At 29.8% G+C, this 20,900-nt stretch carries 19 protein-coding genes; 17 read left to right on the top strand and 2 right to left on the bottom strand.

Translation table 11 applies throughout. The features are described from left to right. Positions 1-101: 101 nt before the first annotated feature. From MN581_RS02515 to MN581_RS02435, 17 genes are all read left to right on the top strand, one after another. Positions 102-278, top strand: coding sequence for a hypothetical protein (locus tag MN581_RS02515; protein ID WP_241699134.1), 177 nt, complete (start codon positions 102-104; stop codon positions 276-278). Between the two features lie 345 nt (positions 279-623). Then, positions 624-2,147, top strand: a complete 1,524-nt coding sequence (locus tag MN581_RS02510) for a hypothetical protein (RefSeq protein WP_241699133.1) — start codon at positions 624-626, stop codon at positions 2,145-2,147. 274 nt (positions 2,148-2,421) lie between these two features. Continuing rightward, complete coding sequence (locus MN581_RS02505; RefSeq protein ID WP_241699132.1) at positions 2,422-2,799, top strand: hypothetical protein; 378 nt, start codon at positions 2,422-2,424, stop codon at positions 2,797-2,799. A gap of 98 nt (positions 2,800-2,897) precedes the next feature. Next, complete coding sequence (locus tag MN581_RS02500; RefSeq protein WP_241699131.1) at positions 2,898-3,659, top strand: hypothetical protein; 762 nt, start codon at positions 2,898-2,900, stop codon at positions 3,657-3,659. 169 nt (positions 3,660-3,828) lie between these two features. Further along, a complete protein-coding gene (locus MN581_RS02495) occupies positions 3,829-4,437 on the top strand; it encodes a recombinase family protein (protein WP_241699130.1) in 609 nt (202 codons plus the stop codon). A 249-nt stretch (positions 4,438-4,686) separates the two neighbouring features. Continuing rightward, a complete protein-coding gene (locus MN581_RS02490; RefSeq protein ID WP_241699129.1) occupies positions 4,687-4,875 on the top strand; it encodes a hypothetical protein in 189 nt (62 codons plus the stop codon). A gap of 28 nt (positions 4,876-4,903) precedes the next feature. After that, on the top strand, positions 4,904-5,134 hold the full coding sequence (locus MN581_RS02485) for a hypothetical protein (protein WP_241699128.1): 231 nt from the start codon (positions 4,904-4,906) through the stop codon (positions 5,132-5,134). An 18-nt stretch (positions 5,135-5,152) separates the two neighbouring features. Continuing rightward, positions 5,153-7,060, top strand: coding sequence for a LysM domain-containing protein (locus MN581_RS02480; protein WP_241699127.1), 1,908 nt, complete (start codon positions 5,153-5,155; stop codon positions 7,058-7,060). A gap of 935 nt (positions 7,061-7,995) precedes the next feature. Then, the gene (locus tag MN581_RS02475) at positions 7,996-8,346 is read left to right on the top strand and encodes a hypothetical protein (protein WP_241699126.1); all 351 of its coding nucleotides are present in this window, start codon (positions 7,996-7,998) and stop codon (positions 8,344-8,346) included. A gap of 336 nt (positions 8,347-8,682) precedes the next feature. Further along, positions 8,683-9,501, top strand: coding sequence for a hypothetical protein (locus tag MN581_RS02470; RefSeq protein ID WP_241699125.1), 819 nt, complete (start codon positions 8,683-8,685; stop codon positions 9,499-9,501). 265 nt (positions 9,502-9,766) lie between these two features. After that, positions 9,767-10,057, top strand: a complete 291-nt coding sequence (locus MN581_RS02465) for a hypothetical protein (protein ID WP_241699124.1) — start codon at positions 9,767-9,769, stop codon at positions 10,055-10,057. A gap of 148 nt (positions 10,058-10,205) precedes the next feature. Next, a complete protein-coding gene (locus tag MN581_RS02460) occupies positions 10,206-10,817 on the top strand; it encodes a recombinase family protein (protein ID WP_241699123.1) in 612 nt (203 codons plus the stop codon). Between the two features lie 63 nt (positions 10,818-10,880). Beyond that, on the top strand, positions 10,881-11,594 hold the full coding sequence (locus MN581_RS02455; RefSeq protein ID WP_241699122.1) for a hypothetical protein: 714 nt from the start codon (positions 10,881-10,883) through the stop codon (positions 11,592-11,594). A 78-nt stretch (positions 11,595-11,672) separates the two neighbouring features. Then, positions 11,673-13,667 (top strand): site-specific DNA-methyltransferase, encoded by a 1,995-nt coding sequence (locus MN581_RS02450; protein ID WP_241699121.1) that lies wholly within the window; start codon positions 11,673-11,675, stop codon positions 13,665-13,667. Beyond that, positions 13,667-16,357, top strand: coding sequence for a DEAD/DEAH box helicase family protein (locus tag MN581_RS02445; RefSeq protein WP_241699120.1), 2,691 nt, complete (start codon positions 13,667-13,669; stop codon positions 16,355-16,357). Before MN581_RS02450 ends, MN581_RS02445 begins: the two co-directional genes overlap by 1 nt. Positions 16,358-16,805: 448 nt before the next feature. Next, entirely contained in the window at positions 16,806-17,711 is a 906-nt protein-coding gene (locus MN581_RS02440; RefSeq protein ID WP_241699119.1) for a site-specific integrase, read from the top strand. Positions 17,712-17,756: 45 nt separating this feature from the next. After that, positions 17,757-18,698, top strand: coding sequence for an SH3 domain-containing protein (locus MN581_RS02435; protein ID WP_241699118.1), 942 nt, complete (start codon positions 17,757-17,759; stop codon positions 18,696-18,698). 406 nt (positions 18,699-19,104) lie between these two features. Here the strand turns inward: MN581_RS02435 and MN581_RS02430 are convergent, their stop codons facing one another. Both MN581_RS02430 and MN581_RS02425 read right to left on the bottom strand, forming a co-directional pair. Beyond that, entirely contained in the window at positions 19,105-20,100 is a 996-nt protein-coding gene (locus tag MN581_RS02430) for a hypothetical protein (RefSeq protein WP_241699117.1), read from the bottom strand. A gap of 45 nt (positions 20,101-20,145) precedes the next feature. Then, positions 20,146-20,847 carry a site-specific DNA-methyltransferase gene (locus MN581_RS02425; RefSeq protein WP_241699116.1) on the bottom strand — a complete coding sequence of 234 codons (702 nt, stop codon included), beginning with the start codon at positions 20,845-20,847 and terminating at the stop codon, positions 20,146-20,148. Between the last annotated feature and the right edge of the window lie 53 nt (positions 20,848-20,900).

Below are 20,900 nucleotides of genomic sequence, written 5' to 3'. Positions count from 1 at the left end.
TATTTTTTTTGAAAGTGGATAACCGATGTACTGAAAAGAGAAGAGAAACGAGTTATCCTATACTCACCATTTAACACTAGTTAAAAAAGGAGGGAGGATTAATGGATAAATTATTAATACAAGAAGCCTTATTAAAAGGGGGACTATGGGATAAAAGGCAGGAGCTAATCAAGTTAAAACAAGCCATACGAGGTATAGAGGAAGAGATACAGTTGGATACGTTGAAATTAAACGAGATTCAACTAGAGATAGAAGACTTAATGCATCAATCAGAATAGATGCTATCACGCAACGGTATGAAACATACAACCTAATAGATAAAATAGATGAGAATTTAAAAAAATATTCTGTAGAAAAGAGGAAAATCGCTTAAAAAATAACATTTATTTCCAATTTTTCATATAGACAGACTTCTCTAATAGTATATATATATCTATCACATCATCTTATTCATCTTCATCATGAATCAAGAACAGACATCATAGGATAGATACATCAGAAAATGACAATCTAGAATCATCTGCAGAATAATTTCATCTTAATTGAATAATCTTCTTCTATTTTTATCTTATTTTAGGGATATAAAGCATCACTGATTTAAAAATTATAGGAGGAAAGGAGATATGAACACACAAGAATTATCACAATTTAGTCAATTACTAAATGCTTTAAAAGGGGGAATTAACCATGGAACCATTAGGCTAATGAGCTTGTCTAATGTTAAGGAAGAGGTTTTATCTATGGAAGAGGATATCTTTAAAAATAATTACGGAAAACCAATTTATGCAAAGAAAGAAACACAAATTAAGGATAGTTGTTACTTAGCTTTAAATAAAGATATGTTTCAACAATTACAGGAATATCATCGTTTCTTTAAAGAAACGGAGAATCTCTATTTTACACCAAATATCTTTAAATTTTCAGGAACTGAGTCAAAGGAAAATGTCACTTATTTAACGGCACTTTTTGCGGATATAGACCATGTGACAGTGGAGGAAGGCTTATCTCGTTTAGAGAATAGTCAATTACCTGAACCAAGTTTTGCCTTATCTTCAGGTCATGGAGTCCACTTTTATTGGATTTTAACCTACAAATTACCTTCGGAAGAAGGATATATAAAAAGCTGGTTAAAGGTACAAAAATTTATTACAAACCAACTCAATAGTGATTCTTCAGTAAACGAAATAAGTCGTTATATGAGGATACCTCTATCCACAAATAATAAAGAGGATACACCAATTAAATCAAAGATTATTATCGATAATTTAAATCGAATGTTTGATTTTAGAGAGGATTTTTATGATAAATTTTGTAAAAGTCAGGAAAAATTTGACCCTTTTAAGTATAAAAAATCATCATCTAAAGAAAAGAAAAACACTAGAAAGACTAATAAACAGGTGACGAATCATTATGCCGATTTTTTATCAAAAGATATCCATTGTCTTCTAGAAAAAAGAATGGAGGCAGGATATCAATGGAAAGGGATACGTCATAATACGTTACTCGCACTAAAATGCTTAAAGTATACAGAAGAGTACCTTAGGTACGTTAATAATAGTGTGTTTGAAGCACCGTTATCTTCGACAGAACTTAATCATATTATTAGTTACCAGCATAAATTTGATTTTATCACACGAGAAAAAGTCTTCAATTTTTTAAAAGTTACTGAATCAGAGGAAAAAGACTTAAAGGTATTAGTGAATGAAGATGAAGCAAAGGTTAGAAAACTGATAAAAAAATTGGATGGAAAATATAGAAAGCTACTAAAAGAAAGTGTGTTGTATTGTAAGATTAACTACATTAAAACGGCAACACAGACGAAAACAAATAAGGAGGTAGCTAAGAAAATGACACTTTCAGAGAGAGACGTGACACGATTCAATCAAAAAGAATACAGTATTCAATTAAAAAATTCGATTATTAAAACACAGATAGAGGATATAATGCTTAGTTTAGACATAATAGAAACAACAATAAGTGAGAGGATTAGCATAGAAAATCTTGAAAAAATGGATGAATTAGGAAAGAAAATAGTTAGAGTAAAGGAATTAATGTTAAAGGATGATGAATTAACTTCTAAAAATAAATTTAAGATGACCATCCTATTAAAGAAGTATAAGGAATTACAAGCATTAAAAGAGAGGTAAAGAGTAAACTCAGAGAGAAAGAGGAGGAATAGGAGGAAGTAAAAGAGAGAGAATGACCTCTTTTTTACTTAAAATCCCTCTAAAAGTTGACTTATTTGAACCATAATTAAAAAAAGAGAATTAAAAATACGGTTGAAACAACTGGCATTTCATTATTTCGATAAAAAAAAGTTGAAAGATGATAACTGAAGTGAGGAAAGAGGAAGAGAATCGAGCTATACTTAATTTGTGGTTGAGAGAGGAACAGCCACAAAAAAATAAAGGAGGGATGATAATGGAAAATAAAGTGAAGGAAACAAATCAAAAAGGAGGGGATAATATGGTAACAACAAGTAGAAGAAGAGAAGACTATCATGAAAGTATGGCATTTGCAGGAAGGAGAATGGATGTTATGTCCTATTTTTCAAATGAGACAGATTATTTAGATAAATTATCTGATAGGGGACATTTAATCGGTGAGTTATTAGAAGCACATAAAGAGTTTGAACAGTTGTCGTGCACATTATTGAAAGAGCTAGTGGTTGATTTAAAAGAGGTTCATGACTTGGAAGAAGCCAGAGGCATAGTAGACGAGTATCAAGAAAAGGTGATGGCTTTAATAAATGAAGACCAATCCGCTTTTTGGCAAACAGGTGACATGTATAAACGTTAGAGTCAACATATATACAAGACATATAAAAAAATAAAATAAAAATAAAAGGAGGAATAAATATGTTAAAAGAGAATAATCAAATAAAAGGAGGAGATAACATGATAAAAACAAAAAGTATATCAGAATTAATGGCAGAAGAGGTGATTGTAAAAGAACAGGGGGAATCAGATATCTACACTATCACTCTAAATGTTCCTTATTATGAGGAACAAGAAAAAATGGCGGAATATGGTTTCAAAATGGTATCAGGATATGATGAGTATGATGCTTATTATGAAGAGTTAGGGTACTATCATGATGAACTTGGGTGCTTAAACATAAAAAACCGTTATAAATATCAAGAACATATCTACTCAATTACTTTATATAATAAAAGTAGCTATGAGGGGGAGGCCTACATGATACTTGAGGAATCTCTTGAGGAGGCAATTAAAAATAGTAAGGAATTAAAAGAGATTAATACATTTTATGAACAACTTAATATCTGTCCAAAATTTTACCCAGAGACAATGAGTGAATGGTTGCAAATAGATTTTGCAGAAAAGTTGTTTGATTGTGAAGACATTATAGAAGCATACGTGAGAGACGGTTCTGTTGATATTGGTGAAGGATACGTTTTAACCTATATTGACTTAGAATGGGAAAAATACACTGTGGTGAAAAAAATTCTTGAAGACTATTTGAGTTATAGAGGCGATAAAGGATTAGGTGTAGAGAAGACTATTCTAACTGACTATTTAGACTTAATTTTTGACGAGGAAGATTTAGTTGATTTTTGTGAGGCACATACAAACTTTAAAAAAACAGGTGATTATCAATCAGTAGTGAATCTAATCCAGACAACTGTCGAAGAAAACTAAATTTAAAATAAGGAGTGTTATGACGTGATGATGACCAGTCATATAAACTTATATATTATCTAAAGTATCTATTAAAGAGGCATACATACTCTTGGTAGATACTTTTATTTTTTTGTTTGAAACAGGAATAAGATTGAAAAGAATAAATAGAGAGTAGGAGGTGAATTTTATGGAAGAAAAAGAAGTGTTAAAAATCGGATATGGTCGTGTCTCAACGACAGATAAGCAGGATGCCAGTTTAGAAAATCAACAAGATTTATTAAGAGAATATGGTTGTGAATATATCTATTTTGAGAAGAGTAGTGGGAGGAATGATGATAGGAAAGAGTTCAAAAAGTGTATCGAAAAGTGCAAGCAATTATCAAAATCATATAAAGTTATCTTAGTGGTTGTTAAAGCGGATAGATTAAGTAGGAAGTTTACTACCTTAGTCAATACAATTAACAGTCTAGAAGAAGATAATATAGCATTTAAATCTTTGACAGAAACCTTTGATACGTCCACAATCGAGGGTAAACTAATGTTCAATATCTTATCTTCATTCGCAGAATATGAAGTGGCTCAAACGAGAGCAAGAATTAAGATGGGCATGGAGAAAGCTAAAAAGGATGGTAAACTAATAGGGAAACAGAGAAACTTAGAGAGGGAAAAAAGAGTGATAGAAATGTACAAAAATCAAAGCAACACAATAAAATTCATTGCAAAGTCTAACAATATTAGCGAAAGAACTGTTTATAATATAGCCAAACGTCATAATCTAACTAGAAAAATTAGTTAATTTTAGTCAATAGTTGAATAACATGTAAAATGAAGGTATAATATAAAAGAAATTGGGATAATGCATTGATGTATAAGAAATATAAGAGTACCCATTTGCAGTACATATTTAAAATAAATAACAAACTTTTAAGTAGTTGATAACATTGAATTTTAAAAATGTTGTTGACTACTTTTTTTATTTTGTCATGAACTACTCTTTAATGCACCTCTCCCCTACTAATAACTAAAAATTACAAGGAGCGAAATTATGGGTAAAAAGTACGGAAAAATGTATCAAGAAGTCATTGAAACAGAAGATGAAATTAAAACTGGTTTCTTTACAAAATTAGGTTATTTCATTACATTAGCAGTCATCTCAATGATAATTGGAATGTTTAGCACATTATTTGGATGGATAGTTTTTCTTTTAGGTACTTTAATAGTGTGGAATATGTAACTAATTACTAATATAGGAGAAATAATTAATGGAAAATATGACGGAGACTGAAAAATATTATATTTTAAGTCACATGTTAGTTGAATTAACTACACTAGACAGCAAGTATAGTAAAAGGTACAGAAAACATCTGAATAATTTTAAAAAGTGTGTTGATGAAGATAAACGAGTGGATTTAGTTACAGACATTATGATGTTCTGGTTAATAAAAACTCACAAAAAATTAATGACTGACTCTTCATTATATGAAGAAGATTAATAAAAAGGAGAAATTTTAATGAATAGAAAAGACTATAGAAAAATGATGCAACGTAAGAAAATGAGTAAAATTTACTCAAAAAGCTTGATTTTAGCTGTACTAGGTTTAGGAGTAAGTATTAGTGGTAACACGATTGTTAAAGCTGAACAACGTGAGTGGAAAGCTAACACGTCTACCACAATTAAAAAAGGCGACACAGAGTATAAAATTTTGTGGGGTGATACTCTATCTCTAATCAGCAGAGACAGTGGTATCACAATCGAAACTCTTACTCAACTGAACAATATACTTGATGCAAACTTAATTTATGAAGGAAACATCATTTATTTTGGTAATGGAGCAACAGCTACTGTTAAAGATGAAAGTGGTAATGTCATTGCAGAAACACCATTAACTCCTGCCGATAAAGAAGGCATAAAGGAAGCACAAAAAAATAATACTAATTCTACAAATAGTACAACTACAAGCAATGTAAATACTGGAAACAGCTCAAATAATGTAAGTTCTAATACTACTAATAGTAGTTCAGCAAATAGTAACAATGGTAATAATGCTTCAAATAAACCAACGAATCCAACTAAACCTGAAAAACCATCAGATAAACCATTAGATAAGCCATTAGGTAAACCATCAGATAAACCTAGCGATGGAAATGAAGAAGATGGTTCCGGAACTGAAATACCTCAAACAAAAGAATACACTGTAACTATTAACCATTTAACAGAAGATGGTGAAGTACTATCTAAGGAAGTTGTAAAAGCCAAGGAAAACTCTACTTTTGAAGCAAAAGCTAAAAAATTTGAGGGTTATGAACTGTTAAGCACAGACAAACAAACAGTTAAAGTAACTGAAGATAAAACTATTACATTTATTTATAAGAAGGTTGATAATACTAAGCCAGAAGTTGAAAAAGTAGATGTTACGATTAAATATGTTGGTGACGATGGTAAGACACTAGCAACAGAGACAGTTACAGCAGAAAAAGGTTCTACTGTTAAAGCAGATGCTAAAGATTTTACCGATTTAGGGTATGTGTTAGATGATACTTTAACAAAAGAAGTTAAAGCTACTGAGGGATCTGTAATTACCTTTAATTATAGAAAAATTGTTACCCCTACCCCTGTTGAAAAATTCCAAATCACTACTAAATACGTTGATGTAGATGGAAACTCTATTGCGGACGACAAAGTTCAAGAAGTAGAAAAAGGAACAACTGTTAAAGAAGAAGCAATTAGTATTAATGGTTATAAGCTAAAAGGAAATAGCGTACAGTCTGTTATAGTTAACTCAAATGAAACAATCACATTTGTTTATGAGAAAGATGCAGAGTATGTACCAATTCATACAGAGGAAACAATTACACAAGTAATAGATGCTGATACAGGTGTTAATTTAGGAACAATTGTGCCAAGTGGTTATACAGTAGTAAGTGAAACGACTGATGGAGGTAAAACAACAACGGCATCAAACGGAGATACACATACTATTTATACTAAAACAATTACAGTTAAAAAAGACTATGTACCACAACACACAACTGAATATGTAACGGTAAATGTAGATACAGACGGAAACGTGTTATCTTCAACTGATGGATACGAAAAAGTATCAGAAAGCACTGATGGTGGTAAAGTAACAACTCAACCAAACGGTGATACTCATACCGTATATACAACAACAGTTGTTTGGAAAAAAGTAGTAGTAACTCCTCCAGTAAGTGATGGTAGTGTAATTGTAGGAGAGTGGAATGGTGTATATTATAGTGGGTTAGGTAACTCAGGAAAAACATTCAAAACTCAAAATGATGCAGATAACTATGCAATGCAAACAATTGCAGGTGGAGAAACAAGTTATACTGGATGGAGTACTTGGGAAGTACGCATGGCAGGAACAAATGAAATCCGCATTACAGTAGATTTCTACTAAAATATATAAATATTAATTTAGAAAGTCTGAGTGAGAACTCAGGCTTTTTTTGTATAGTTATTTATTGATTGAAATAAAACAGATAAACTACTTGAAAAAAAGAAATATTGAAAAAGCAAATTATAGGGTACGTTATAAATATAAAAGGGGGGAGTTTAAATCTATGAAAAACAAGAAATTATTAAGTTTATTATTATTTTCAAGTCTATTATTTGTATCAAAAAGTAATGTAAACGCAGAGGAAGATAATTGATGTACTTTTATCACAAAAGCCCACACAGCCCCACACGAGCTTTTCAAAAACAAAATAATATAAATACCCCACCTAAATCTAAAATGCCACAAAATGGCTCACAAGTATCACAAAAAAGGAGGAGTAAAATTCTATTGATAACATTAAGAGGGAAACTGAAGGAAGTAAATAAGAGATATTTTTTCTCAAAATTTTATTAAAAAAGATGAAAATCTATTGATAATAGTAAAGATAAAAAGCAGATAAAACTTTTAAGACAAGTCCAGAAAAATTTGGTACACTGTTTTATGAGAGAGAGATGGGTAATAGGCTTAAAATCAAAAACTAAATCTGGGAGCCTTTATATAGGGATTTGAAGGATTTAAGATAAAGATACTAAAGATTATAAGGTAACAATATAGATACAAATAAAGATACATCAGAAGAAATATGACAGGCATAGAATAAGAGATACAACATAGGAAGGTTATTAATTCATGATGAGATGAATTGATAGCTTATTTTTTTACATAAAAATATAGAATTCAGAAGAGATAATTATATGGATACCAAGATGAAAACTATTAAAATTTACCAAAAAAGTGCAACGCTCTGAAACAATCATCCCCTTCTTTCAGTTGAAATTAAAACTCTATCGAAAACGGTAATAAGAGGTATAAATCAAAAAAGGAGGAGATGAATTATGGTAAGAGAAAATTTAAAAGAACTGTTAGAAGAAGTGGTGGAATTTAATAGAAATACAGATTTAGAGGAAATATTAAACGAGCTGAATATAAGGTATACGAAGAATTCTTTAAACAGAATAATAACTAAAATAAACAAGGAACTAGGTATCAATTATTGTGATATTAATCCTTTAGAAATACTAGAAGCTATTTTACAAGAAAGAGCTAGCGAACGCTATTTGATGAATGAAAGTCCAAATTTATTTGAATTAGAAAAAAGCGTGTTAGATGATTATTATGAAGATGAATTAGAAGATAGTCTAAATATATTGGCGGATACTATTTTAGAAGAATTAAATATTAAATAAACAGTTTTATATGGTAAATGAGCTATCTAACTCAAGTAAAGATAGCTCATTTTTTAGCTTGAAAAGTAAAAATTTATAAGAAAACCACGTACAGGTTTGAAACGAAAAAAGTAATCTCAGTTGAAATTAAAATCGTATTGAAAACGACAATAATAGATACAAAGAAGATACATATTTTTAATAAACTTAACTATTTTAAAGTGAATAATCATTAAAGAAAGTGTAAATATATATGACATACAAATTTGTTGGAATATAAATACTTTTTTATAGAAGATTTTCTAAAAAGTGTAAATAGTTGTGACATGAATATGTATCCCTTTAGGAGGTGAAAAAATGGAAGAAAAAAATAAATTGTTTGATTTTGAAGTAGACTCTACCCCCTTAAATTACGACATCAATAAAACTATATACAACCAAGATACACAATTTATGTTAAGGACTGATGACTGGAAACAGACATTTAGAAGAACTAACAACAAAGAGCTACTCAATTTAATAAAAGAAAATACCATCTCACAAGAAGCGTTAATAAGGTTATGCGGTAGTTATTCTACAAAATCATTAAATAACTTAGCGACTAATAAAATAATCATGAAAGGTATAAAAACTAGACCAATAAAGGTATTTTTTGATGAAGAATGTAACATAAATAATTTGTTAGTAAACGAAATGTTGAGCTACATCCCCTTTTTCTTTTATAAGTACAATCAAGATGCAAACAGTAAGCTTTATATAGATAATTTAGTCTTATTCAATAACAAATTATACTTTACGATTTACCTAAAGGAAGATGTGTTAGTTGAAACTGAATGTCTCTATATAAATGAAGAAGATTTAGTAAGGGATAGGATACAAACTTCTGCTGGAAATAACAACAAATTAAAAATATTTATAACTGATGTTTTTAATAGTCGAGTATCTAAAAGGGTTCTAAAGAAGAAAATAAAAGAAGATTTTATATTAATAACAATGAATGAACAATTTAATAGTATGTATAGCTCTATCTACACAAAAGATACAGAGGTTAAATTTTTAAGAGAGAACCTACTACTGTTAAAGGATGTACAACAATCATACAAAGATGTTGATTTATATAATTTAATCAAAGGAAAATATGAATTTGAACGAAAAACTATTAGTAGGAATAAATAAAATAATTTTAGTGAAAATACAGTCAACATACAAAGATGTTGAATCAACTATGGATAATAGATTCTCTAAATTTTCAAATGAAGAAAAGCGTGTTAAAACAAGCAATAAATAACAAATGTGAGAAATGATGTGAGAAATCAGACTATCTATTTTTCAAAAATAAACCTTTTTATTTTAGGTAAGATGTTGAAATAACACAAAAAAATATAAATTTAGAATTTATCACAGAAAAAATCACAGAAAAAAATAAAAGGAGGGATTGAAGATGAAGAAGACAAAAACAATAAGAACAAGAAGACAAATATCAAATACATTTTATAAATACACAGAACTATATGCAGAATTAGTAAACAGATATAGTTATTTAACGGATGAAGAAAGATTTTGGGTAATTAGGCAATTTGAAATGCCTATGAGAATAATTGAAGAATACTATTTTTATAGAAATGAAGTACTGGAAGGTGATAAAGTATATATCCCAGCGGAAAAAACGCTTAGGTTACTAGAAGCTACTGTTAGTAAGATGAAAGATAGAAAAGAAAGACCTAAAAAATAGCATTTAAAAATTTATTATAGGTATTCTTAAATTGAACAAAAAGTAGAAGTAAAAAATAAGTGAGAACAGGTTGAAATGAATCAATGAAAAAGTTCATTTTGACTTGTTCATTATAATAGGAAGAAAAAACATAGAGGAGGGAGTGAAAATGAAATTTTTTTATATCAGAGTGAGTACGAAGGAACAAAACGAAGGTAGACAATTAGAAGTAGCAAAAGACATGGGGGTAGATGAGAAGTGTATATTTGTAGATAAAGAGAGTGGGAAAAACTTAGAAAGACCAGAATGGGAGAAACTAAGTAACATATTGAGGATGGGAGATACTCTCATAGTGCAAGACTTATCCAGATTGTCTAGAAATAAAAAGGACATTAAGGATGTTTGGAAAGATTTAACAGATAGAGGTGTAAATATTGAAGTTGTGAACATGCCAATTTTAAATACACAGAGATATGAATCTTTAGGAAGTATGGGGCAACTTGTTTCAGATATAGTATTTGAACTTCTGAGTTGGATGGTAGAAGAAGAAAGAAACAGAATTAAAACGAATCAAAAACAGGGAATAGAGCTAGCAAAAGAACAAGGTAAGTATCTGGGAAGACCAGTCAAGTACCATAAAGATGCTACTGGAGCAGATAAACTAGTGTATGATGCTGTTGTTGAAGGTTTAGAAAAAGACGAACCAATTCAAAAAATAGCTAATAAAGTTGGTATCAGCAAAAATACTGTATATAAAATTAATAAACAACTGATTACTTAATATATTAGTTATTGTTTATGATATAATTAATAGGTAAATATAATTATAAATGGAGGAGATTTTATGACAGTACTTTCTAATGATATTGTAAACATTCCTGTAAGTAATAATGTTATTAATAGGGCAGCTGAAACATCTTTAAAAAAATTACCTTATCTTTATCGTGGATTTATTAATAGTAGAACCTTGAAGAAAAGATTAGAAAATTCTTTTCAAGGTGATGTTGCCAAACTAGCATTGATGGAAAACTTAGAAAGTAACGGACGAAATGTTTCAGATGATTTTGATGTAGTTAGAACAGATAATTTTATGCAACCAATGAATAGAGCATATCATTTTATAATGGATGAGATACGTATTGAATCTAATTCTTCAAAATTACCTCCTAGAATAACAGCGATAAATGATACTAATCTATTAAATATGGATATTAAAATTTCCCATAGTGAAGGAAGAAATACTTTTCCCCTATTCGTTGATTATGACATGGCAGTTCAAATGTATTTTGAGATAGAACATACTGAAGAAATTTTTGTTTTTGAGGACATAGATAATGCTATTAATTATTTGACTGATACTAATGAAAATATTAATAGGCGGATAGAGTTTTTATTAAGTTGTTTGAATGTAGATTTATTATTATATTTTTTCGCATTTATTGATGAAAATAATTTAAGGGATTTACCTTATTTTAGTGGTACTTGGACTTTTCCAAACTCTGAAAGAAATTATTATAAATGCAAAATAAAAGATTGTGAGCCATATTCAAATTTATAAAAAGATAAGCCCTTATGAGGGCTTATCTTTTTATTTTGACTGAGTTATAATAAAAAAGACTATACAAGGAGGTTTATCATGATAGAAACAGTTTTATTAAAAGAAATAAAAAATGTGTTATCCCAATTTGCTAACTATTGGGATAATGAAATATTACTAAAAAATAGAGTGTCAGAAGATTTAAGAAGCTATGAATCTGAATTAATAACAGCGTTATTATCTAATGAAAGTATCAAAAAACAATTTGAAGTTTCTATAAATGGAACAAGTATCTTTAAAATAGAAGAATTCATCCAAATGTTAACTTATAAGGGTTTTTGGGAAGATAGCTATACTAAATATTCTAACAAAATAGGTTTAACAACTAATGGAAAATACTTAGATTATAATTCAGATGTGGTATTAGATTTCCCTTTTAAAGATTGTATCTTAGAAGGTAGAATGACTAAAGAAGAGGTAGGAAAAAAAGAAATTTATTATAACAAGGTTATTGCACGTGATGAAGTAGATACCTTGTTGTCCCCTAAGGTGTTTACTAACACTAAAAAATATACTAAAGTCGATGAAGAAGAGATATCAGAAATAAGTGACACAGACAATCTAATTATCAAAGGCAATAACCTACTGGCTTTACATTCATTAAAAGAAAAGTACTCAAATAAAATAAAATTTATATATATTGACCCACCATATAATACAAAAAGTGATTCATTTAGATATAATGATAGTTTTAATCATTCTTCGTGGTTAACATTTATTAAGAATAGAGTTGAAATTGCAAAGGATTTGCTTTCAGTAGAGGGATTGATTGCAATACACTGTGATGATAACGAAATAGGGTATATCAATGTTTTATTAGATGAAGTGTTAGGAAAAGAAAACTTAATATCTATTTTTCCAAGAATAACTAAAAGAGGTGGCAAATCTACAGAGGTAGTAGCGAAGAATCATGATTATGTATTTCTCTATTCTATCGATAAAAATCTAAAAAAACTTTATCCAGTAGAGCACAATGATGCCGATTTTAAATATAAAGACGAATATTTTGAAGAACGTGGATATTATAAACTTAATCAGACTTTAGATTATGATAGTCTACAGTATAATAAGTCCTTAGATTATCCAATTGAAATACAAGGCCATAAACTTGTACCAGGTGGAGATTGGAGTAAATTTAAAAGTAGAGAATCAGGGGAGTTTAATCGAGCAGACTGGGCATGGCGTTGGAGCAAAGAGTTATATAATTTTGGTTTAACTAATGGATTTATTGAGTTAAAAACAAGTGGAGCAAGACCGAGAATTTATACTAAAACTTATCAGAAAGTAAAAATAGAAAAAATAAATGGAGTATATGAGATTGTATCTCAGTTGAGAACGAAGCCTCTATCTACTCTAGAATTCACTGATAACCTGTACTCCAATGACAATGCTACAAAACATGCTACGAAATTATTTGAAAAGGGCATGTTTGATTATACTAAACCAGAAACAGTTATAAAAAAATTGCTGGAAATAACAACAAAAGAAGGAGACATAGTCCTAGACTTCTTTATGGGGTCTGCCACAACACAAGCTGTTGCTATGAAAATGAATCGTCAATTCATCGGTATCGAACAAATGGATTATATTAATTCTGTATCTGTTCCTCGTCTTCAAAAAGTGATGGAGGGTGAACAAGGAGGCATTTCTAAAGACGTTAATTGGCAAGGTGGTGGAAGTTTCATCTATACTGAATTAATGGATTTGAATAATAAATTTGTAAAAGACATTCAAGGAGCTTCTTCATCAGAAGAGTTACTGGGTATTCTTGAAGAGATTAAAACATATGCAGATTTAAACTATTTAGTGGAATTAGAAAAATTGACTAATGAACCTATTATCATTGATGAAGATACAAAAGAAACCTTATCTTTTGAAGAGTTACCTTTAGAAAAACAACGAGAGTTGTTGATAGATGTGATGGATATCAACCAATTGTACGTTAACTATTCTGAAATAGATGATGATGAGCTGGTTGTTTCTGATGAAGATAAAGCCTTTAATCACAGTTTCTATGAAGCAGGTGATAACTAATGGCACAGTTAAAACTCTTTGAATGGTTATTTGGTAAACAAGGAAAAAATAATAACATCATTGCGACAGGTGAATTAAATAGTATTCTTTATAAGAAAAATGCTGAACCCCTTCCTTCGTATATTCAAGATAATTTAGCGGATACGTTAAGACCTTACCAAAAGAGAGCATTAGAAGCCTTAGAATTTGTGTTAGATGAAGACTATTCAAGTGAGATAATTAATGCAGGGTATCAAAATAAACACCTATTGTTTAATATGGCAACTGGTTCAGGGAAAACAATGGTAATGGCGAGTATCATATTGTATATGTATCAAGAATTTGGGTATCAAAACTTTTTATTCTTTGTTAATACGGATGCGATTATTACTAAAACAAAAGAAAATCTCTTAAATCCTGACTCATCTAAATATCTCTTTTCAAAAGAAGGAATCGTCATTGATGGAGAAACAATTATGATTGAGGCAGTGACTGATTTCCCAATCAATCCCAGCGAGAACACTATTTATTTGAAGTTAACGACTATTCAAGGGTTACATGAAGAATTAAATAATCCGAAAGAAAATGCGATTACCTATGATAGCTTGAAACAAAATAAAATTGTGATGTTAGGTGATGAAGCACATCACTTTAATGCGGACACAAAGAAAAAGAAAAAATCAAAGGCTGAAGTAGAAGCCTTGTCATGGGAAAGAACCATTAATGATATTCTTTACTTAAAGAACGATACTGGACAATTACTTAATAATAAACTCTTCGAGTTTACGGCAACCTTAGATATGGAGAATAAGAGTCTATTTGAAAAATATGTTGATAAAGTGATTTATTCCTATGACTTAAAAGAATTTATGGAAGATAAATATTCTAAGAATGTGGTGAGACTACAAGCGACAGAAACAGATGATATCAAGATGATGGATGCATTACTCATGAGTCAATACCGTAAATTAGTCGCTAGGGATAACGGTATTTACATTAAACCTATTGTGATGTTTAAATCGAATACAATTAAGGTATCTAACAGTAAAGAGGAAGAATTTAACGATTTAATTGAGAATCTATCCATCGACAATCTATTAGAACACATGGAAAGAAGATTGTTATCTGTATCAGACGGTTCAATTTTAAATACCTTATATAGTTATTATTTAGAGAAAGAAACGAGTGAGATTAATAAACTCATTCTTGAACTAAAAGAGGATTTTCATTACTTAAACATTCTAAATGCCAATGGGAAAGAGTTATTAAGTGTGGATAATGCCACATTACTTAATACTCTTGAAGAACCCAACAACCCTATTAGAGTTATTTTCGCAGTAGCGAAATTAAATGAGGGATGGGATGTGTTGAACCTATATGATATTGTACGTGTAGGGGAAGGGGCATCCACAACTAAAACAGCGACTGATAGTGAGGCACAGTTGATTGGACGTGGTGCAAGATATTACCCGTTTGTGTATGAAGGAAAGAAATCTTATCAAAGACGATTTGATAAACAAGCGATTGATTTAGGGGTATTAGAAACCCTTCATTATCACACCACAAATGAATCGGCGTATCTTAAAAACTTAGAAAAATCATTGGATGCGATTAACCTTGATACGGATGTGGATGGGACTCAAAAAGTATATGAGGCTAAGTTGAAACCCTCTTTTATCAAAACAGATGTTTTTAAGTTTGGTAAGTTATACGAAAATGAAACGAAAGAAACGACTGCGGATGATTATAACTCATTATCTTCATATGGTGTGGAAGGAACGTGGGAGATAGATTATATCTCACGTGTGGCAGAGAAAAATCTCTTGACAAATCAAACCGACCAGTTAGCTAGTCATAAAACGAGCTATTTAATGCCGTTGGAAGAACCTATTGTGAGAAAAGCGATGCAGAGAAATAAATTTTTTCATTTTGATAGATTAAAAGAGTATGCCCCTATCATAAAAAGTAAAAAAGAGTTTATGGACAATGAGAATTTCTTAGGGAATAAATCAATTAGAGTGTACTTACCTGCCCATATGTCTGAAACAGAATTAACGAAACAAGATAAATTGATTATTACGGAGAAATACTTGTCTTATATAGAAGACAAAATGAGACGAAATTACCACAAAGTTCATGGATTAAAGACCTTTAAACCGATTCCTATTAAAGAAAGAATCAAAGACTATACTATATTAGCAACGGATAAAGACTATACGAATGAACATGTTAGTCAACGACTAGTTGATGAACCAACTAATAATTTTAAATGGTATATTTACGATAGAGCGGTAATGAATCATCTAGAATATTCTTTATTAGTCTTGTTGGATAGTTTTTACGACAAAATACAAGAAAAATACCCAACGGTATTTTTAATCAGAAATGATGAACGAAGTGCTCGTTTAACCATTAGGGAATTTGATGGTGTGAGAGGGTTTATGCCTGACTTTATTTTATATCTTCAAAATGAAGACCATATTTTACAAGTCTATATTGAACCGAAAGGGAAACACCTTGTTCAAACTGATTTATGGAAACAAACCTTGCTTGAAGAAATACAGGCAGGGGAAGGTATCACTATTATTGGTGAAGATAACACAGTACGACTATCAGGTGTAAAATTCTTTAATCAAGACCAACGTGATGAGTTTGTTGATGATTTGTCTAATGTGGTGAACGATGGTGAGTATTTGGAGCAACAACTATAGGTAGTGTCAGGAGTCACAGAAATGTGGCTCTTTTTTGTCATAAATAGTTTTTTGCTTGATTGATATAAAGAAGCTAAAATGAAAATATAAGAATGAAGATAAAAGTGTGGGTGAATATATGGCTAAAGAAGAACTTATTATAGGGACAAAGAGCAATGGAATAGTTAAAACAGGTGTTTCTAAATACAAATTTAGTTATCGAAAGAAACAAACAAACTATAAAGATTTTGTGAGAACAAAAAGTATTATTAACACTTGAGGTAAGCAGTCGGTAAAGGCAGAATACAACCGTTGGTTAAAGAGTTTAGAAGAAGATGAAATAAAACATTTTTCTCAGTCCACTTACGCCAATCAAAAGGTAGATGTAAGGTTAGGAACCTACATTGAGTATGGGGGAGACTGGGAAAAATGGGCGAAACAAAATTATAGTAGAAGTAGTTTCCCTAATATGGGGACAGCCATAAAAATAATTAGAGAAGATAAAGAATTTTGTAATCTCTATATATCTAAGATAACCAAAAATGATTGTCAAACTTTTTTTAGAAAAGTATATGAACGGAAGAAATTAAAAGAAAATAGCTTAATAAAAGTAAAACAAGCATTATCAAGTGTATTTGTCAGTCGAGAAGAGGAAATCAATCCAACTTTAGGCATAGGGTTTAAGGATTACTATAAACATGAAGTGGATAAACAAGTTAAAAAAGATATGATATTAAGGGATGACCAACTAAAAATCGTATTAAATAGAGCAAAAAAAAAAACAAAGGATAAACGGTTTATAACAGTTGTTTATTTAACCTTATTTCTCTGTTTGAGACGAGGAGAAGTGCATGGCTTGAAGGTATCAGATATAAAATGGGATGAAAATAAAATAAATATTGATAGAACTGTGGTGCAATTAAAAGAGGGACAAATCATTCAGAACTGGACTAAAAATGGTGAAACTAGGGTTGTTCCTTTATTTAATGAAATTAAAGGAATTCTGAAAGAGTATATGCAATATAGAGAAGAAAAAGGCTATGTCAAAGAATACGATGAAAAGGGTGTAGAAACTAGCTTTTTATTTGCGAATAGAACAGGTAAGCTACCCCACTTGGAAACATTTAGTAAGAGATTCAAAGGAATAATTGATGAATTGAACAATGAAGGATTGTTAGATATTCAACCAACTTTTCACAGCCTACGTGGGTCAGGAATTAGTTATTATGTGATGAACCAACATGTATCTTTGCCAATCGTTCAAAAATTTGCGGGGCATTCTGACATAAAGACAACGATGAAATATTATGTGAAAATGGAAGATAAAGATGTGATAGAGTTATCTAAAAGAGAAATAGATAGAGATTTTTTATAAATAATATAGACTATTGATATAAACCAAATTAAGGAGGTTTTTTTATTGGCTGACAATAAAAATGAAAATTTGATAGTTTCAGGTAACCCCCTCTCTTCAATAGGGACAAAAAATATTACAGCTGAGTATACTAAGTCACTAGAAAATATAAATAAAATGCTCTCTTCAATAGGAACAAGAAATATGATAGCTGAGTATACTAAATCATTGGAAAGTATAAATAAAACCCTCTCTTCAATAGGAACAAGAAATATGATAGCTGAGTATACTAAATCATTGGAAAGTATAAATAAAACCCTCTCTTCAATAGGGACAAAAAATATGACAGCTGAGTATACTAAGTCATTAGAAAATATAAATAAAATGCTCTCTTCAATGAGCAGTGAGGGAATTGCTTCAAGATACAAGGAAATTTTTGATAGTTTGAATAGTACTATAACAGAAGGGATTATTCCTATAATTGAAGATATAAGAAACGTTAGGGAAGAAAACAGGAATTCTAAAAATACTTATATAGAAGATGATTCAAACTATGTATCAGCTAATATTGATGAAAAGTTTGAAAATATAATGGAAAGTATAAGTATAATAGATAAAAAAATTGAAAGACAGTATACAAGAAAAGATAAAATAATAAATTTTGTATTGCATATTATGTCTTGTGTTCTTATTGGCATGATATTTAGTTTTTTGGGAATAGATAATCTGAGCTTGGAAGAATATTTTGTTGAACAAGGAAGAGAATTTGGGAATAGTATTTTGGGATATGTTAGTAGCTTTAATGAGGAGTCTAGGGTACAAACAATAAAATCTTTATCAGTTTATAAATCAAACAGAAAAGATTCAGAAATTCTAGGAAAATTAGTAGCAGGTCAAGAAGTAGAAATTATTGAAAAGAAACGTAATTGGACAAAGGTAGTGTATATGGACAATCATGATAACAACTTTAAAATAGGTTGGGTTTTAACTCGGTACTTAGATAAATAAACGATATATACTAAGAGATATCTTGGATTATGATGATATAAAGGGGTACTTTTGGGGTAATATGGTTAGAATAGTCAGAAGAAATTAGTTTTTCAAAAAAAGATAAACGTTGATAAATAAACAAAGTTAGTAAAAAATAAATTCAAAACTTCGACACCATCACAAATTTTCGGAAAATTAGTAAAACTAAAAGAAAGTTAATAAATAATGGGAATGGAAGAAACGAAGTTGGAACATTTGTTTAATTTATTTATACTCATCAAAATGTCTATATATTATTTTTGAATCGGAAACAGTTAAATGACACTTTAGAAGATTTATATATCAATTTATTCGAATGACTATAATCAGTATAAAATAAATAGAAAAAAACAGTAAATTCATGAATAGAATCTACTGTTTTTTTCTATTGAGGTGAGATAGCCCAAGTTATGGTATGTCCTTTTGTATCAGTTGTCCATGTATCAAATGATATGTTTCCATAATTGTATTTGTAAGGAATATAATAATCTTTAATGTTAATAGTGTTAGGGGATAGAGAGTAAGATTCATCATAATCTGGTCTATATGTCCCAGCTAATTCAATATGTACAGTAGAATTATCTTTAAAAGTAATAATTTGAACACCATCATGTATCAGGTTTTGTGGAGCTTTATTATTGTTCATCGCTTGTTCGACATCTATTCCATCATAAAGAATAGGTTTAATAATATATGTTTTTCCAATAAGTTGCTTCTTTGTAATATTTAAATCATCATTTGATTTAGCTTGTGATTTTAATTGCTCAGCAAAGTAGTCTTTAGCAATTGAAGTGTCCATATATTTATTTGATATTACAATCCATTCATTATTACCAGAGAATTGCCCCATATATGGCATAAACTCTAATTGACCTTTTGCATTTACTCTAAATGTTCCAAATCCGTCTAGTTGGTCTATCCCAACATGGATATATGCTAAGTTATCCTTATCATTAACGTTAACAGTCAAAATATATTTAGTTGGTGGTGGAGTTGTTAAGTTTAAAATTGCCATCACCCATTCTTTTAATTCTTGTTCAGATAAATTAGTTTCTTTTGTGAATGATTCAGTTGTATTACTACTATTCAATTGCTGATTTATACTTGATGATGATTCAGGATTTTTGGTAACATTTATTTTTTTTGTGGGCTGATTACCAACGTATAAAAGGATAGTTGGAATTAGTATTATAATAAAAACACAGATTGTCCATTTTATAGCTTTTTTCTTTTTCTCTTCTTTCTCAATATTCACTAACATTTTTGTTAATTCTAATCTAACATTTGGGTCAGTTGAATTGTTTATTTCTGTACGTAATAAGTCTTTATTATTTCTATCGTTTTTCAAACTTCTTGTTAAATTTTTATTTTTTTTATTCACTTATAAACTCCTTTTTATTTTTATAAATGATTATATGAAAATAGATTAAAAAAGAAAAATACTTCTAGAAATATCTTTTTTAACATCCATTAATCGTTTGTTGCTACTCTCAGCATGTTTTTTATCCATTTCACATGCTAAAAACTGTCTATGTGTCGCCCAACATGCTACAGGAATACTCCCTGAGCCACTTGTTGTGTCGAGTACAATATCATTAATACTTGTAAATTCCAGTAAGACTTTTTCAAGAAGTTTTACTGGTTTTTTTGTTTCATGTTCGACATCATTTTTATAGATAGTCGTTTCAAATTGAGATATCCATACTTCAGATTGAGTAAGATTTAATATGTATTCATCTGGGTTAAATTTATCCATTTCTTTAGTCTTATATGCAATAAAAAGATGTTCAAATATTCTATATAAATCTAAGGACGGACGAGGATTCGTTTTACCCCAATTAAACGAATCAAGAACAATCCATCCTTGATTTTTAAAATAGGGAATAAATCGTTTATCAATTATTTCTTTTGTATTCCATATCATAACTAATCCATCATTTTTAACTTTAGGAATAACCAAATTTAACCAATCGACAAACTGGAAATCGTAATCCCACTCAGCAATAGCAATGTTATAAGGAGGGTCAGTAAAGAGGACATCGACTGATTCATTAGGTATTCGTGGTAAAAACTCCTCAAATGTTGAATGAGTGACTTTGTTTAATAAATCGTTCTCTATTATAGTCATAACTATCTCACCTCTTTAAGATATTGTATAATTAATTGAGATAAAAAGAAATA

The sequence above is a fragment of the Vagococcus sp. CY53-2 genome (assembly GCF_022604695.1).
Lineage (GTDB): Bacteria > Bacillota > Bacilli > Lactobacillales > Vagococcaceae > Vagococcus.
Note: the sequence above shows the minus strand (reverse complement) of the source record. Positions and strands in the feature narration are given on the sequence as shown.

Bases quoted from the DNA above. Each gene is read 5' to 3' on its own strand.
- MN581_RS02480 (WP_241699127.1), top strand. From the start codon at position 5,153: ATGAATAGAAAAGACTATAGAAAAATGATGCAACGTAAGAAAATGAGT.
- MN581_RS02510 (WP_241699133.1), top strand. From the start codon at position 624: ATGAACACACAAGAATTATCACAATTTAGTCAATTACTAAATGCTTTA.
- MN581_RS02515 (WP_241699134.1), top strand. From the start codon at position 102: ATGGATAAATTATTAATACAAGAAGCCTTATTAAAAGGGGGACTATGG.
- MN581_RS02425 (WP_241699116.1), bottom strand. From the start codon at position 20,847: ATGACTATAATAGAGAACGATTTATTAAACAAAGTCACTCATTCAACA.
- MN581_RS02490 (WP_241699129.1), top strand. From the start codon at position 4,687: ATGGGTAAAAAGTACGGAAAAATGTATCAAGAAGTCATTGAAACAGAA.
- MN581_RS02505 (WP_241699132.1), top strand. From the start codon at position 2,422: ATGGAAAATAAAGTGAAGGAAACAAATCAAAAAGGAGGGGATAATATG.
- MN581_RS02485 (WP_241699128.1), top strand. From the start codon at position 4,904: ATGGAAAATATGACGGAGACTGAAAAATATTATATTTTAAGTCACATG.
- MN581_RS02455 (WP_241699122.1), top strand. From the start codon at position 10,881: ATGACAGTACTTTCTAATGATATTGTAAACATTCCTGTAAGTAATAAT.
- MN581_RS02475 (WP_241699126.1), top strand. From the start codon at position 7,996: ATGGTAAGAGAAAATTTAAAAGAACTGTTAGAAGAAGTGGTGGAATTT.
- MN581_RS02465 (WP_241699124.1), top strand. From the start codon at position 9,767: ATGAAGAAGACAAAAACAATAAGAACAAGAAGACAAATATCAAATACA.
- MN581_RS02440 (WP_241699119.1), top strand. From the start codon at position 16,806: ATGGGGACAGCCATAAAAATAATTAGAGAAGATAAAGAATTTTGTAAT.
- MN581_RS02495 (WP_241699130.1), top strand. From the start codon at position 3,829: ATGGAAGAAAAAGAAGTGTTAAAAATCGGATATGGTCGTGTCTCAACG.
- MN581_RS02470 (WP_241699125.1), top strand. From the start codon at position 8,683: ATGGAAGAAAAAAATAAATTGTTTGATTTTGAAGTAGACTCTACCCCC.
- MN581_RS02500 (WP_241699131.1), top strand. From the start codon at position 2,898: ATGATAAAAACAAAAAGTATATCAGAATTAATGGCAGAAGAGGTGATT.
- MN581_RS02445 (WP_241699120.1), top strand. From the start codon at position 13,667: ATGGCACAGTTAAAACTCTTTGAATGGTTATTTGGTAAACAAGGAAAA.
- MN581_RS02460 (WP_241699123.1), top strand. From the start codon at position 10,206: ATGAAATTTTTTTATATCAGAGTGAGTACGAAGGAACAAAACGAAGGT.
- MN581_RS02450 (WP_241699121.1), top strand. From the start codon at position 11,673: ATGATAGAAACAGTTTTATTAAAAGAAATAAAAAATGTGTTATCCCAA.